Origin of the sequence: Paraburkholderia diazotrophica (assembly GCF_900108945.1) — a bacterium.
GTDB lineage: Bacteria > Pseudomonadota > Gammaproteobacteria > Burkholderiales > Burkholderiaceae > Paraburkholderia > Paraburkholderia diazotrophica.
Window position 1 is genome coordinate 141,719 of sequence record NZ_FNYE01000014.1, and the last position, 14,785, is coordinate 156,503.

A 14,785-nucleotide genomic window follows, 5' to 3' on the forward strand; every position below is an offset into this window, starting at 1 on the left:
GGCGCATTCGCTAGGCCGTCGTGCCCGCGCCGGCGGGCGCAGTCTCTGGTGATTTTGGACTGGCCGTCGTGGCAATCGTTGCGGCGGGCTTCAGCGCGTCGATTGCATCGAGAATCGCTTCGGGCGTCGCGGGCGCGCGCAACGCGGGCGCATGCGCGGCATCGGGCGCCGTCGCGGCGACGGCATCGCGGATCGCGAGAAACACCGAGAACGGCAGCAGCAGCGGCGGCTCGCCGACGGCCTTCGAGCGGAACACGGTCGGCTCGGCGTTCACGTTGCGATACAGCTTCACGTTGAACGCGGCAGGCGTATCGCTGACGGCGGGAATCTTGTACGTCGAAGGCGCATGTGTCATCAGGCGGCCATCGCGATTCCACCAGAGCTCTTCCGTCGTGAGCCAGCCCATGCCCTGAATGAATGCGCCTTCGACCTGGCCGAGATCGATGCCCGGGTTGATCGACTGGCCGGCGTCGTGCAACGCGTCGACGCGCACGAGCTTCCACTCGCCCGTCAGCGTGTCGATCACGACTTCGGAGACGGCCGCGCCATACGCGAAGTAGTAGAACGGATGGCCCGTCAGCGTCTTCGCGTCCCAGTGAACTTTGGGCGTCGCATAGAAGCCATCGGACCACAACTGCACGCGCGCGAGATACGCCGCGCCGACCAGTTGCGCGAACGGCATCGATGCGCCATTCGCGTGCACTGCGCCGTTCGCGAACGTCACGTCTTCCGCGCCGCCGCCGAGTTCTTTCGCGGCCAGCGCGGCAAGCCTTTCGCGGATCGTGCGCGCGGCGGCTTCGGCGGCCTTGCCGTTCAGGTCGCTGCCCGTCGATGCAGCCGTCGCCGACGTGTTCGCCACTTTCGATGTATCGGCGGCCGTCACGCGCACGCGCGTAAGCGGCAGGCCGAATTCGTTCGCGACGACTTGCGCAACCTTCGTGTTGAGGCCCTGGCCCATTTCGGTGCCGCCGTGATTCACGAGCACCGAGCCGTCCTTGTAGACGTGCACGAGCGCGCCCGCCTGATTCAGAAACGGCACGTTGAACGAGATGCCGAACTTCACGGGCGTATAGGCGATGCCGCGCTTGAGAACAGGACTCGTCGCGTTGAATGCGGCGATCGCGTCGCGCCTCGCGTGATAGTCGCTCGATTCGATGAGGTCATCCGTCAGCGGCGCGATGATGTTGTCTTCGACGGTCTGTCCATACGGCGTGACGTTGCGCTCGCCGATGCCGTAGAAATTCGCGCGGCGCACGTCCAGCGGATCGCGCTTCAGTTCGCGCGCGATGCCGTCCATCATCACTTCCATCACGAGCGCGCCCTGTGGCCCGCCGAAGCCGCGAAACGCGGTGTTCGACTGCGTGTTCGTCTTGCACGGCAGCGCGACGATCTCGACGTCCGACAGGTAATACGCGTTGTCGAAGTGGCAGACGGCGCGTGTCGCGACAGCGCCGGAGAGGTCCGCCGAAAAGCCCGCGCGCAGCGCGATCTCGACGCGCGCGCCGAGAATGCGGCCGTCGTCGTCGAAGCCGGCTTCGTACTCGTAGACGGCATCGTGACGCTTGCCGGTGATCATGAAGTCGTCGTCGCGATCGGCGCGCAGCTTGATCGGGCGGCGCAACCGATGCGCGGCGAGCGACGCCGCGCACGCAAACAGCGCCGATTGCGATTCCTTGCCGCCGAAGCCGCCGCCCATCCGACGGCATTCGCACACGACGTTATGCGTCGGCCAGCCGAGCATATGCGCGACGACGTGCTGCATCTCGCTCGGATGCTGCGTCGAGCTATAGACGAGCATGCCGTCCATTTCCTTCGGCACGGCATACGCGACCTGGCCTTCCAGATAGAACTGCTCCTGCCCGCCGACTTCATACGTGCCCGCGATCCGGTGCGGCGCGCCGGCGATTTTTTCGGCGGGCGCGCCGCGCTTCAGATGCAACGGCGGCAGCACGTACTGCTTCTTCGCTTTCGCTTCGGTGGCGGTGAGCACGGCTTCGAGCGGCTCGTAGCGCACGACGTCGTCGCTCTTCGCAAGCGCCGCCGCGCGCCGCGCGAGTTCATGGCTCTGCGCGACGACGATAAAGACGGGCTGCCCGAGATACAGCACTTCGCCGTCCGCGAGAATCGGATCGTCGTGCAGCACGGGGCCGCAGTTGTTCTCGCCGGGGATGTCGTCGGCCGTCAGCACGGCGACGACGCCTGGCGCCGCGCGCACCGCATCGAGATCGAGCGACACGATGCGCGCATGCGCGTGCCGCGACAGGCCGAGCGCCGCGTGCAGCGTCTGTTGAAGCTCGGGGATGTCATCGGTGTAGGTCGCTTCGCCGCTCACGTGCAGCGCCGCCGATTCATGCGGCAACGGCACGCCGATCGCCGCTTGCGTCGTCTGATCTTCGGATGACGCGGCCTGATGGATGAAGGCATCCGTCTGCTTGTTCATGACGTCGGCTCCTGCGCGGGCGCGGCCTGACTCGCGCCTGCATCGAATGCGAATGCGTTGACGTCGCGGAGCGCGAGCGGGGCGGCGTCGCGCGTTTCCAGATGGAAGCGCCATAGCAGATTGCACGCGATCTTCAGCCGGTACGCGGCCGACGCACGCATGTCGGTGAGCGGCTGATAGTCGGCGGCGAGCGCGTCCATCGCGCGTTGTGCCGTCGCTTCGTCCCACGGCGCGCCGTTGAGCGCGGCTTCGGCATGCGGCGCACGCTTCGGCGTGGCAGCCATTCCGCCGAATGCGACGCGCGCATCGGCGATCGTGCCGTCCTCGACGATGCGCAGGGCGAACGCGGCGCACACGGCCGAGATGTCCTGATCGTAGCGCTTCGAGACCTTGTAGGTCCGAAAGCGCAGATCCGGTGCGGGACGCGGCACGCGGATCGCGGCGACGAATTCGCCCGGCTCCAGTGCCGTCTTCTGATAGCCGACGTAGAACGCATCGAGCGGCAGCGTGCGCGTCTTTTGCTCGCGCTGCAGCACGACGAGCGCGTTGAGCGCGATCAGCGCCGGCATCGAGTCGCCGATGGGCGAACCGTTCGCGACATTGCCGCCGAGCGTGCCCGCATTGCGGATCGGCAGCGACGCGAAGCGTGTCCACAGTTCGGCGAGCTCGGGGTAGTCGGCCGTCAACGCGGCATAGGCGTCTTCGAGGGATGCGGCTGCGCCGATCGTCAGCGTCTGCGCATCGCGCTCGATCGTCTTCAGTTCGGCGACGTTGCCGATGTAGAGGATGTCGCCCAGGTCGCGGAACTGCTTCGTGACCCACAGGCCGACGTCGGTGCTGCCTGCGAGCAGCCGTGCGTGCGGATGCCGCGCGCGCAGCGTGGCGAAGCCGTCGAGCGTGACGGGGGCGTAGAAGGTCGGCGAGCCGAACGAAGCGCCGCGCGTGTCGGGCGCGGTGTATTCGAACGTCGCTTCGCGCTGGATCGAACGAAGCGCGTTGACGACAGCGGCGCGGTCAAGCGCGACGCGCGGGTACTGCTGCTCGTCGAACATCTTCTGCGCCGCTTCGACGATCGGCCGGTAGCCGGTGCAGCGGCATAGATTGCCGGAAAGCGCAGTGTTGATCTCGTCGCGGGTGGGCAGGCCCGCGCCCACGGGCTGGTTTTCATACAGCGCCCACATCGACATCACGAAGCCGGGCGTGCAGAACCCGCACTGCGAGCCGTGGCAATCGACCATCGCCTGCTGGACAGGGTGCAGCGCGCCGTTCGCGGAGCGCAGGTCTTCGACGGTGAAGAGTGCACGGCCGTCGAGCGTGGGAAGAAACTGGATGCACGCGTTGACGGCCTTGAGCGAAAGCTCGCCGTGCGCATCGGCTTCACCGACGACGACGGTGCAAGCGCCGCAATCGCCTTCCGCGCAGCCTTCCTTGGTTCCCGTGCAATGCAGGTCGTCGCGCAGATGCTGGAGCACGGTGCGCGAGGCGGGGACGTCGGCAACTTCGTGGACGGTCCCCTGGTGATAGAAACGGATGGTTTGCGTTGTCACGGCGAATCCTGAAGACATTGCGGACCAGGCGCGCGTTACGCATGGGGTCGCGCCGCAGCGGGCCTCGCGCACGTAGATCGCCATCCATGACCGAACATAACACCACTTTGTCCCAAAAATATTTCCCGGCGCGAATGGGGGTTATTCGGGAGCGGTCATGAGGGGCGCAGGTTGGTGGCCGCGAGCGGAGCTCGGGCGCACTGAAAAAGGGCGCGAAGCCTTATGGCGTGCGGCTTTGCGCGTTTCGCGAGCGGCGGACAGGGGATCAGGCGATGCGCTCGCGGCTGGCCAGGTGTTTACGCCGAAGCTGAAGCCGGAGCCGGGCCGTCGCGCCGCTGGGAGCAACGGCAACGCGGACGGCCCCGCGCGGCGGATCAGCAAGGGAGCGCGTTGCGCCGGAAAGGCTTTCCCGGCGCAGTCCAGCGGAATCAGCGTGCCCGCCGGTTCCGCCACAGGCTTATGGCGAGCGCCAGAAACGCGACGACAAACCCAACCAGCGACCATTGCGGCAGCGAGAGACCAAGAATCGGCGGATAGAGCGTCTCGCACAGCCCGGCGACCTTGAACAGACTCGGCAGCCAATGCGCGGGAGGCAGTCCGTCGACGATCGGCTGCAGCGCATCGAACCCGCAGCTGAAGTTCGGGTGCGACTGCACATACACATGCCGCACGGCCGTCGACAAGCCCCCGAGCGCGGAGAGCAGCGCCAGCACTTCGAGCGCACGCACGCCGCGCCATCCGCGCATCGTTGCGCCGATAAAAGCGAACACGGCGATCAGCAGATAGAAATACCGCTGGATGATGCACAGCGGACAAGGGTCTTGATGCTCGACGAACTGGAGGTAAAGCGCCCCGCCGACGAGCGCGACGCAGACGAGCCCGAGCAGAACGAGGAGATTGCGCTCGCGGCGCAGCGTGACGTTATCGTTGACCATAATCCTTATAGCGGTTGAGATTCCGAACAGGCGTCGCGCGATTCTAGCCGAAGGCCGTGGCGCTTGCCGGTGGGCAAAAACTTTGCGATGAGCCGTCGCGAGCAGCCGTCAGCGGATCGTGTTCAATACCGCTTCGACGGCCCGTCCTATTCCCAGCAGCGCATCGTCCGCGTGCGGCGCGGCGGCCAGCATCAGCCCGACGGGCGCATCGCCGCGCGGATGGCAGGGCAGCGACAACGCGCACGCATCAAGGAAATTGAACGCGCTCGGATTGCGCAGCACCAGACCGTTGGCGCGGAAAAACGCGTCGTCATCATCGACGAGTCCGGCGACGCGCGGCGGCATGATGGGCGTCGTCGGCGCGACGATGGCATCGAAGCGCTGCCACATCGTGCGCGCCTCGGCGAGCACGGCGGCGCGTTCCGCGAGCAGGTCGAGATAGTCGGCGGCCGTCGCCGGCTCGCCCTTCAGGATGCGCACGAGCACGCGCGGATCGTAGTCGCCGCGATGCGCCTCGAGCAACGGCCTGTGCCACGCATACGCCTCGATCGGCGAAAAGCCGAAGCGGTTGATTTCCGCGAGACGGTCGAGCGGCGCAAAGCGCACGTCGCTGACGATGGCGCCCGCCGCTTCCAGGTGCTTCAGCGCGGCGTCGTAGGCCTGCGCGACTTCCGGCTCGATGTCGTCCGTCACGTAGTGATTCAGCACGCCGAGCCGCATGCCTTCGATCGGCCGCGCGGCCGGGACGACGGGCTCCAGTCCCGCGAGAATCCGGTCGACGAGCGCGCAGCACGCGACCGTCGTGCCGATCGGACCAAACGCATCGAGCGTCGGCGAGAGCGGCACGCCGCCTTGCTTCGGCACGCGGTCGGCGGTCGGCTTGAAGCCCGTCAGGCCGCACAGCGCGGCGGGGATGCGCAGTGAGCCGCCCGTGTCGCTGCCGAGCGCGACGGCCGCCATGCCGTCCGCCACCGACGCGGCCGCGCCCGACGACGATCCGCCCGACACCCGCTCGTCGCCTTTCACGCCGCGCCGGTACGGCGACAGCGGATTGCCGTAGTGCGGATTCAGCCCGAGGCCGGAAAACGCGAACTCGCTCATGTTCGTGCGGCCGACGATCACGGCGCCCGCGCGTTTGAGCCGCGCGACAGCGGGCGCATCCGACGCGGCGGGCGCAGCGCCCGCCAATGCCGTCGAGCCGGCGCGCGTCACCTGGCCTTCGATGTCGAACAGGTCCTTCACCGACACGGGAATGCCCGCCAGCGGCGACAGCACAGTGCCGGCGGCGCGCAGGCGGTCGTGTGCATCGGCTGTCGCGCGGGCGTTGTCGGCGTCGACGTGCATGAAGACAGTCGAGCCCTGGCCGGCGGGATCGGCGATCCGCTCGAGCGCGGCTTCGACGAGCGCGCGGCTCGTCGTGCGGCCGGCGGCGAGCTCGGCGCCAAGCTGGGCGAGCGGCGGGAAGGGCGTGAGATCGGTAGGCATGGCGGTAGGCATGGCAGTGGTCATGGCGTGAGCGCGGCCGATACGGTCGACGATGGCTGGGAATCGTATTGTGACGCCTCATGCGGGACACGCGCCAATCGCGCGCGATTGCACTCCTTCGCGCTTCGCCACAATGGGTTTTCACCGTTCGTGCGGTACCATCGCGCTCTGTATTACTTTTTGTAAGGAAGGGCGCCATGCACCACGGAATCGGCTTCATTCAGGATCTGGCAGTCGTGATGGCGCTCGCGGGCGTCGTCACCGTGCTGTTCCATCGCCTGAAGCAGCCGGTGGTGCTCGGCTATATCGCGGCGGGTGTGATCATCGGGCCGTACACACCGCCGTTTCAGCTAATCCACGACGAACAGACGATCAAGACGCTCGGCGAGCTCGGCGTCGTGTTCCTGATGTTCTCGCTGGGGCTCGAATTCAGCCTGCGCAAGCTGCTCAAGGTCGGCGCGACAGCCATCGTGGCGGCGCTGTCGGAGATCGTGCTGATGCTGTGGATCGGCTACGAGATCGGCAGCGCGTTCGGCTGGAGCCCGATGGATTCGCTGTTTCTCGGCGCGATTCTCGCGATTTCGTCGACGACGATTATCGTCAAGGCGCTCGCCGACCTCGGCCTGAAGCGCGAGAATTTCGCGCAGCTGGTGTTCGGCATTCTGATCGTCGAGGACATTCTCGGCATCGCGATGCTCGTGCTGCTGTCGGGCATCGCGCAGACGGGCGAACTTTCCGCGGGCATCGCGCTCGTCACGCTCGGCAAGCTGCTGCTGTTCATGACGGTGTCGCTGGTGGTCGGGATTCTCGTCGTGCCGCGCGCGCTCAACTACGTCGCGAAATCCCAGAGCGACGAGATGCTGCTCGTCTCCGTGCTGGGCTTCTGCTTCGCGTTCTGCCTGCTGGTCGTCAAGCTGGACTACAGCATCGCGCTCGGCGCGTTCCTGATCGGCGCGATCATGGCCGAGTCGCGCCACCTGCACCGCATCGAGCATCTGATCGCGCCGCTGCGCGACACGTTTTCCGCAATCTTCTTCGTGACGATCGGGCTGATGCTGAACCCCGCCGTGCTGGTCGACTACGCATGGCCGATCGCGGTGATCACGATCGCGGTGATCGTCGGCAAGATCGTGTCGTGCGGCCTCGGCACTTTCCTGGCCGGCAAGGACGGGCGCACGGCGATGCGCGTCGGCATGACGGTGTCGCAGATCGGCGAGTTCTCGTTCATCATCGCGTCGCTCGGGCTCACGCTGAAGGTGACGAGCGCGTTTCTCTATCCGATCGCCGTCGCCGTGTCCGCGCTGACGACGCTTTTCACGCCGTATCTGATCCGCGCCGCCGATCCCCTCACGCGGCGCCTGGGCCACGCGATGCCGCCCACCATCGCCAACGTGTTCGGCATGTACGGACAGTGGCTCGGCAGCCTGCGGCCGGCCTCGGGCGGGCCGACGGTGTTCGGCCTCACGCGGCGGATCATTCTGCAGATCGCGGTCAATCTGGCGATCGTCGCGGCGATTTTTCTGGGCGCATCGTATGGCGCGCCTTACGGAAGCCGCTTCATCACAGAATGGTTGCCGTCGGAGCCAATACAGCGCGTGGTGCTGTGGAGCGCGGCGCTCGTCGTGTCGATGCCGTTTCTCGTCGCCGTTTACCGGAAGACCAAGTCGCTCGCGCTGCTGCTCGCCGAAATCAGCGTGCAGCCGGCGAAGGCAGGGCGGTTTACGAGCGCGATCCGTAACGCCATTTCGGATCTCGTGCCCGTCGTCTCGATGCTCGGCGTGTTCCTGCTGGTCTCGGCGCTGTCGAGCGCGATCCTGCCGCCGACGGGGCTGCTCGTCGCCGTGCTGCTGGTCGCCGCGCTGCTGCTGGCGGTGCTCTGGCGTTGGTGCGTGCGGATTCACGCGACGATGCAGATCGCGCTGCGCGAAACCTTCGACGAACAGCCGGACCCTTGATGGCAGAGCGTCGTCGAAGTGGCGCATGATGGCGTTGCGCGGATGCATCGGGGACGCGGTATCCGTTCGCACAACATTGCATGTTGTGACGCGATGTGACGAAATGTGTGCTGGTTTGCCCACCCACTGCGCGAGGCGGATAATCAATTATGTTTATTCGTTCGCGCGCCAGGACGCGTTTGGACCACAGTCATGAGCGAAAACAATTCCGATAACGCCGGCGCACCCGGCACCCCCACGCCTTCGACGAGCCAGCCCGGCGCGCCGAAATCCGCACCGGCTCCGACTCCCACACCCGCCAAAGAAGCGGCCTCCACCGATTCCCCCGAAAGCGCCTCCAACGTGACGCCCAAGGACGTCCCCGCGCCGCAGCGCAGCGAGGCCGAGCGCGCGAGGGCGAGCGCCGCAGAGGCCACCGCGCAGCAGGAAGCGGCGGCGCGCGTGCAGTCGGTCGTGTCGAGCGCGGAGCGGGCAGCGGCGCAGGTGGGAAGCTCCGCGGAAACGGCGGACGCATCGGGCACGGCTGCGGCTGCGCCCGTCGGCGGCGAGCCGGACGGCACGCTCGGCTCGTCGGCGAAACCCAGCGGTTCGCCGCCGCCCGGTTTCGGCTCGGCACCGGATTTCAGCGCAGCCAATCCGCCGCCTGCCACCGCCATTCCGCCGGGACCGCCGGCGTATCTGAAGCGCAGCGATTCGGCGTGGTCCGTCTTCGGACGGATCATGGCCGCGCGCGCGCGTCAGCTGTTTGACCGCGCGGGGCGGAGGATCACGCAGCGCACGCTGCGTATCGGCGTGTCGGCGCGAATCTTCCATCCGGAGCCGGGCGCGAAGGGGCTGCGCGGCAAGACGCTGCAGTACCTGGAAGAATCGATTGCGCACTGGGTGATGTCGCGCGACGTGCTCGTGTTCATGATTCCGACGGTCGGCCATCAAGGCATGCTGCACCCGAGCAACATCCGTCTGCGCGACTACGCGAAGCATCTGGACGGGCTGCTGCTGCAAGGCGGCGCCGATGTGTCGCCGCAAACCTATGCCGAAGTCGCCACGCGGCCCGAGTGGCCCGGCGACCGCGTGCGCGACATGTACGAGCTGGAACTGCTGCACGAATTCATCGAGTCGGGCAAGCCGGTGCTGGGCGTGTGCCGCGGCTGCCAGCTGATCAACGTCGCGTTCGGCGGCACGCTGTATCAGGACATCGCCAGCGACGTGCCGACGGCGGGCATCCACGTCAACGAACATTACGACCAGCACCGTCACTCGGTTCACTTCCCCGAGGGCTCGACGCTCGTCAATATGTTTCCCGGACGGCGCGAGGCGATCGTCAACTCGATCCACCATCAGGCGGTCAATCAGTTGGGACGCGATCTGAATATCGAAGCGGTGTCGGCATCGGACGGCATCATCGAAGCCGTGCGCTACCGGCGTGCGCCGTTCGTGATGGGCGTGCAGTGGCATCCGGAATTCCACCGCGCGGGCGGCCCGGAACTGCTCGATTGCACGCCGTTGCTCGACACGTTCTTGCGGGTCGCACGCGAAACGCGCTTCTGATTTCGCGTCTTTCCGTCGATACGCGGGCGCACACGTGATGTGGCGCCCGCGTTTCTTTTTTGCGTCGGCGGCTGGTGGCGGCGATCGTCTCGATTCCGGGGGGGGGCGATTCAGGAATAGGGCGCGTGTTTTACGATGTTTTGCGTTTGGGCATCAGATTGATTAGTTGTCCATTTATCTCGATTTAAAGTCCTGTAGCAGCGCGTCAGAAAGGGCAAAATCCGCGCGATAATCCGAGGCTGTTTCTGGATACGCATGGAGTATCGACGTATGAAGTACCCGTTGGATCTGCGCCGTATAGGATTGCTTGCGATTACTTGCGCGCTCATGCATGGCGGCGTCGCGTGGGCGGCGGGCAAGGCGGCGTCGAACCCGGACGTCGCTCGCGCGAGCGGTGCCACAATCGCGCAGGCCGGCGCGTCGTCTAATGCGCAAAGCGATGCGGACTCCGCCGCCGAGCCGGCCAACGAAGCGAATTCCGACGCGGACATTGGGGCGGGCGGCGTGCAGGGCGATGTCGCCGATCTGATGCAGCTGCTCCACGACGGCGCGCTCACGGAAATGCGCACGACGTACAACGGCGGCTACGGCGCATCGATGTTCTTCTACGCGCAGGACATGACGTACTACGTCGCGCTGTTCCAGAACAAGCGCTTCTGGCGAGTCATCCGGACCTCCGATCAGGCACGCGCCGAAGCCATCTATGCGGGCTTTGCGCGGCAGACGGCGCAGCTTGCCGAAGTCGAAATCCGCACGACGCAATTGCAGGCGCAGAACGCGTCGATAGAGCGCGTGATCAGCGAGTCGCAGGCACGCGCGCAGCGTTTGCAGGCGGACATCCAGGTGGCGCGCGCCCAGGAAGCGAAGGTCGCGGATTACCAGCGGCAAACGCAGGATGAAATGCTCGCGTTGCGCGAAGAGAAGGAAAAGGCGCAGTCGCAGTTACGCCAGTTGCAGCAGCAGGTTCTGCAATTGCAGCGTCAAGCGGAGGCCGGATTGCCTGGCGGGCGCTGAGGGATTGCGCTAGCGGGCTTCAACGTGAAGCCGCGCTGCGCGTCGCGCTTTGCCAGAAAAAACACCCGAAAAGCTGGAGTTCAGCTTTTCGGGTGTTTTTTTGTGCGCGGGTGCTGCGTCTTGTCTGACCGGCATGCTTGCTGACTGGTCCTACTTCGAGAAGTGGTCGGGTATCTCGGTGACGCGTCGTTGCGACATATGGTTCATCCACTCGGTGCTGTCCGTATCGACGTGTCGACGCGCGATGGCAGCGGGCGCCATGCCGTGTATGCCCGCCGACATCGTGACGGAAGCGTAGTCGCTGTCGGCTCGCGGCGACGGCGCGAACGGCGAGTAGGCGCCCGCCATCGACGGTTGAGGACGCGTGCGATGCAGCGAGCCGTGTGTCGCGTGATGGCGTGCGTCCAGCTGCGATCGCCAGCCGTAGCGCGGCTCGGCATCGAGCGAGCGGATCGTCGAATGCTGAGCGCGGTGCGTGGCTGCACTGACGATGGCGTCTTGCTCCCGCTTCGTCGAATGCGTTCGGATCGCGGCTGGTGCGAGTCGATCGACGGCGGGCTTGGGCGACGCGCTTGCGTTCGTATCGACAGTACGTCTGGCAACGGGCAATGCGCGTTCAGATACGTCACGATTGCCGGCGTCGAAGCGCCGGGCGTTCGCGGCGGTGGATGCGCCCGGCTTCTCCGCGGCTTGCGGCGCCGTTTCCGCAGACGCGCGTGCATTCAGATCGCCGCGAGCGCGATTCCAGGCGCCGGGCGCTTCAGTCGATCGCGCGACGTTTCCGGAGCGTAGATGTTCCGAGGTCGCGGGTTCATCGCCGATATGCGTCGCGCGGGCATTGAGCGTCACGTCCGGTGCGGCTGCCAGCGTCGGCGCCGGCGGTTGCCGCTGCTGGCTCGCGACGAGCCACGCAATCAGGGCCGCGCCGCTGATCGCGCATGCGCCGCTCGCAATCGTGTTCCATTGACGGTCCTTGCGCTTGAACGAGCGCGCCGGATCACGCAAGTCGAGCGGAATGGCGCTGCTGCTGGGTGCGGGAGTCGGCGCGTTCGGGATGGCCGGTTGGCGGCGTAGCGTCTGCGGGTCCCATCGGCACATTGCGCGGATAGCTGCGGCGTTCAGGCAGAACGTGCGCATCATCGCCGCATAGAGAACTTTCAGTTCCTTTCGGAGGCTGATGTTCGGCGGCAACAGCGACCATTCACAGCCAATGGAGCGCGAGACCAGCTCGAGAGGGCGGAGGCGCGGCATCGCCATGGCGCCGGCAATGAGAGTGAATTGTGGTGTCGACACGGTCTTCGCCTCGTTCCCTCGTTTTTGTTGGCATTTCAGGAGCCTCGAAGCGGCAGACAACATCAGCGTGAACCGGCATCCTGCCTACGCTGGCCGTCGGGGCCTTCGACGCGGCATGGTGGCAGGCGGATGCATAGCAATCGATCAGATAACTCCGAAACCTGATCGGGTCAGGTATCAGTGATAGTCAGAAGTGCGATCCAGGCGATACACGTATCGCAATGCGGTGATATCGATGCCGCCCATATGATCGGGCTCCGCGCCCGAAAGCCGCCAGCCCTGCCGCTCGTAGAACGCGATCGCGGGCGCATTCCCTTCGAGCACGTAGAGATAGAGCTGCGCTTCCCCTTGTTCGCGCGCCCAGTCCTGAGCGGCGCGCATCAGCAGCTTGCCCGCGCCGATGCCCTGGTGCGCGGGCAGCGCATGCAGGTTGTCGAGCAGCACGCCCCACGGCGAATCCGGTTGACGCTCGACGCACACGAAGCCGATCGGCTCTCCGGCGCGTTCGGCGATCAGCACGATGCGCCGGTCGGCACCTGGCGCCGAGAGCCGCGCGCGCCAATAGGACGCGCGCTCTTGCACGACTTCGCCATCGAGAAACGCATCGGGCAACAGCCCGCGGTACGTCGCCTGCCAGCTTGCACTGTGGATGGCGGCGATGAGATCGGCGTCTGCGTCGGTGGCCGGGCGCAGCGCGAGAGTGGAAAGAGCAGGTGGCGAAACAGGATCGGGCATTGCGGCGGTACCGGACAGACGGAAGCAGACAGGTTGGGCGGATCGAAAGCAGCGAAACCAGCAGAACGAAATCGCCAAGGACTCACGATACGGCGCATGGGCTTCCGCGTCATCTGGCGGCGCGGAAGCGGTGGCAACCGCATCGGAAGAATTTTCCTGAAACGGCATTAATGTAAGCAGATTGTATTAAATGCGTGCCATTCTCAGAAACGTTATTATCGAGGCAACCACGCGTCGTAAGCGAGACTACAGGTTTACCCTGATATATCGGTGGGGTTCGCAGGATCAGACTACCGCGCCCACGTGAACGCCGTGCCCGAGCCAATTGCATTTGCTTTGGCCGCCGCCCGATCCGGGCATCCGCGGGCATCCGTTTCCGTGCGGATCGTTTCCACTGCCCCGCGTCACCTGCCTCGCGCAGGTTGCGGGCCAATACCGGGATTGACATGGCAACAGCATCCCATGCCCACGCATCGACGGGCGAATCCAAGGCCCGGACTGTATTCCGCGTCGTCAGCGGCAACTTCCTGGAAATGTACGACTTCATGGTCTACGGCTATTACGCCGGCGCGATTGCGAAGACGTATTTTCCGAGCGGCAACGAATTCGCCTCGCTGATGCTGTCGCTGTCGGTGTTCGGCGCGGGCTTCCTGATGCGTCCGCTGGGCGCGATCGTGCTCGGCGCTTACATCGACCATCACGGCCGGCGCAAGGGTCTGATCCTCACGCTGTCGCTGATGGCGCTCGGCACGCTGACGGTGGCCGCGATTCCGGGCTACGCGACGATCGGCGTGCTAGCGCCCGCGCTCGTGCTGCTCGGGCGCCTGTTGCAGGGATTCTCGGCGGGCGTCGAGCTGGGCGGCGTCTCCGTCTATCTGTCGGAGATCGCGACGAAGGGCAACAAGGGCTTTTACTGTTCGTGGCAATCGGGCAGCCAGCAGGTGGCTGTCGTATTCGCCGCGCTGATCGGCGTGTTCCTGAACCGCCTCCTGCACGCCGACCAGATGACCGCATGGGGCTGGCGCGTGCCGTTCCTGATCGGCTGTCTGATCGTGCCGTTCCTGTTCCTGATCCGCCGCTCGCTGAAGGAAACGGAAGAGTTCCTCGCGAAGAAGCATCGCCCGACGGCCGGCGAAATCTTCCGTTCGATGGCTCAGAACTGGGGCATCGTGCTCGGCGGCATGGGCATGGTCATCATGACGACGGTGTCGTTCTACATGATCACCGCGTACACGCCGACCTTCGGCAAGGAAGTGCTGAAGCTCTCCGCGATCGATACGCTGATCGTGACCGTCTGCATCGGCGTATCGAACCTGATCTGGCTGCCCGTCTCGGGGGCGATCTCGGACCGCGTCGGCCGTCGTCCCGTGCTGCTGACGTTCACGATTCTGACGATTCTCACGTCGTATCCGGCCGTACAGTGGCTCGTCGCCGATCCGTCGTTCGTGCGCCTGCTGATGGTCGAACTGTGGCTGTCGTTCCTGTATGGCTGCTACAACGGCGGCATGGTCGTCGCGCTGACGGAAGTGATGCCGTCGGATGTGCGCACGGCCGGCTTCTCGCTGGCGTACAGTCTCGCGACGACGATCGGCGGCTTCACGCCCGCGATCGCGACATATCTGATTCATGCGACGGGCAACAAGGCCGCGCCCGGCCTGTGGATGAGCGTGGCGGCCGTCTGCGGCCTGATCGCGACGCTCGTGCTGTACCGCACGCCGCAAGCGCGCAACCAGTACCGGGCGGCGTAAGCGCCTTTCGCGCATCCGGCTGCGTCGCCGGAAAAACAAAACCCCCGCTAGCTAGCGGGGGTTTTTTGTTGGATCGCCAGGGGCG

Annotated in this window: 10 protein-coding genes; 4 read left to right on the forward strand and 6 right to left on the reverse strand. The window is 65.7% G+C overall.

Annotated elements, in window-relative coordinates; all coding sequences use genetic code 11:
* Positions 1 to 10 precede the first annotated feature (10 nt).
* From xdhB to BMW76_RS19360, 4 genes are all read right to left on the reverse strand, one after another.
* Positions 11 to 2,440, reverse strand: coding sequence for a xanthine dehydrogenase molybdopterin binding subunit (xdhB, locus tag BMW76_RS19345; protein WP_090867897.1), 2,430 nt, complete (start codon positions 2,438 to 2,440; stop codon positions 11 to 13).
* Positions 2,437 to 3,987, reverse strand: coding sequence for a xanthine dehydrogenase small subunit (gene xdhA, locus BMW76_RS19350; RefSeq protein ID WP_090868012.1), 1,551 nt, complete (start codon positions 3,985 to 3,987; stop codon positions 2,437 to 2,439). The genes xdhB and xdhA overlap by 4 nt, the downstream gene beginning before the upstream one ends.
* Positions 3,988 to 4,415: 428 nt before the next feature.
* Complete coding sequence (locus BMW76_RS19355; protein WP_090867899.1) at positions 4,416 to 4,922, reverse strand: disulfide bond formation protein B; 507 nt, start codon at positions 4,920 to 4,922, stop codon at positions 4,416 to 4,418.
* Positions 4,923 to 5,030: 108 nt separating this feature from the next.
* On the reverse strand, positions 5,031 to 6,407 hold the full coding sequence (locus tag BMW76_RS19360) for an amidase (RefSeq protein ID WP_090867901.1): 1,377 nt from the start codon (positions 6,405 to 6,407) through the stop codon (positions 5,031 to 5,033).
* Between the two features lie 197 nt (positions 6,408 to 6,604).
* On the opposite strand from BMW76_RS19360, the gene BMW76_RS19365 reads away from it, so the two are divergent.
* From BMW76_RS19365 to BMW76_RS19375, 3 genes are all read left to right on the forward strand, one after another.
* Positions 6,605 to 8,362, forward strand: coding sequence for a cation:proton antiporter (locus BMW76_RS19365; protein ID WP_090867903.1), 1,758 nt, complete (start codon positions 6,605 to 6,607; stop codon positions 8,360 to 8,362).
* 192 nt (positions 8,363 to 8,554) lie between these two features.
* The gene (locus tag BMW76_RS19370; protein WP_090867905.1) at positions 8,555 to 9,910 is read left to right on the forward strand and encodes a gamma-glutamyl-gamma-aminobutyrate hydrolase family protein; all 1,356 of its coding nucleotides are present in this window, start codon (positions 8,555 to 8,557) and stop codon (positions 9,908 to 9,910) included.
* A 270-nt stretch (positions 9,911 to 10,180) separates the two neighbouring features.
* Positions 10,181 to 10,924 (forward strand): DUF2968 domain-containing protein, encoded by a 744-nt coding sequence (locus BMW76_RS19375; protein WP_090867907.1) that lies wholly within the window; start codon positions 10,181 to 10,183, stop codon positions 10,922 to 10,924.
* A gap of 150 nt (positions 10,925 to 11,074) precedes the next feature.
* Here BMW76_RS19375 and BMW76_RS19380 read toward each other — a convergent pair whose 3' ends face one another.
* Positions 11,075 to 12,175 carry a hypothetical protein gene (locus tag BMW76_RS19380; RefSeq protein WP_090868014.1) on the reverse strand — a complete coding sequence of 367 codons (1,101 nt, stop codon included), beginning with the start codon at positions 12,173 to 12,175 and terminating at the stop codon, positions 11,075 to 11,077.
* Positions 12,176 to 12,394: 219 nt separating this feature from the next.
* Positions 12,395 to 12,952, reverse strand: a complete 558-nt coding sequence (locus tag BMW76_RS19385; protein ID WP_090868016.1) for a GNAT family N-acetyltransferase — start codon at positions 12,950 to 12,952, stop codon at positions 12,395 to 12,397.
* Between the two features lie 446 nt (positions 12,953 to 13,398).
* On the opposite strand from BMW76_RS19385, the gene tcuC reads away from it, so the two are divergent.
* A complete protein-coding gene (gene tcuC, locus BMW76_RS19390; protein WP_090867909.1) occupies positions 13,399 to 14,700 on the forward strand; it encodes an MFS transporter in 1,302 nt (433 codons plus the stop codon).
* Positions 14,701 to 14,785: the final 85 nt, after the last annotated feature.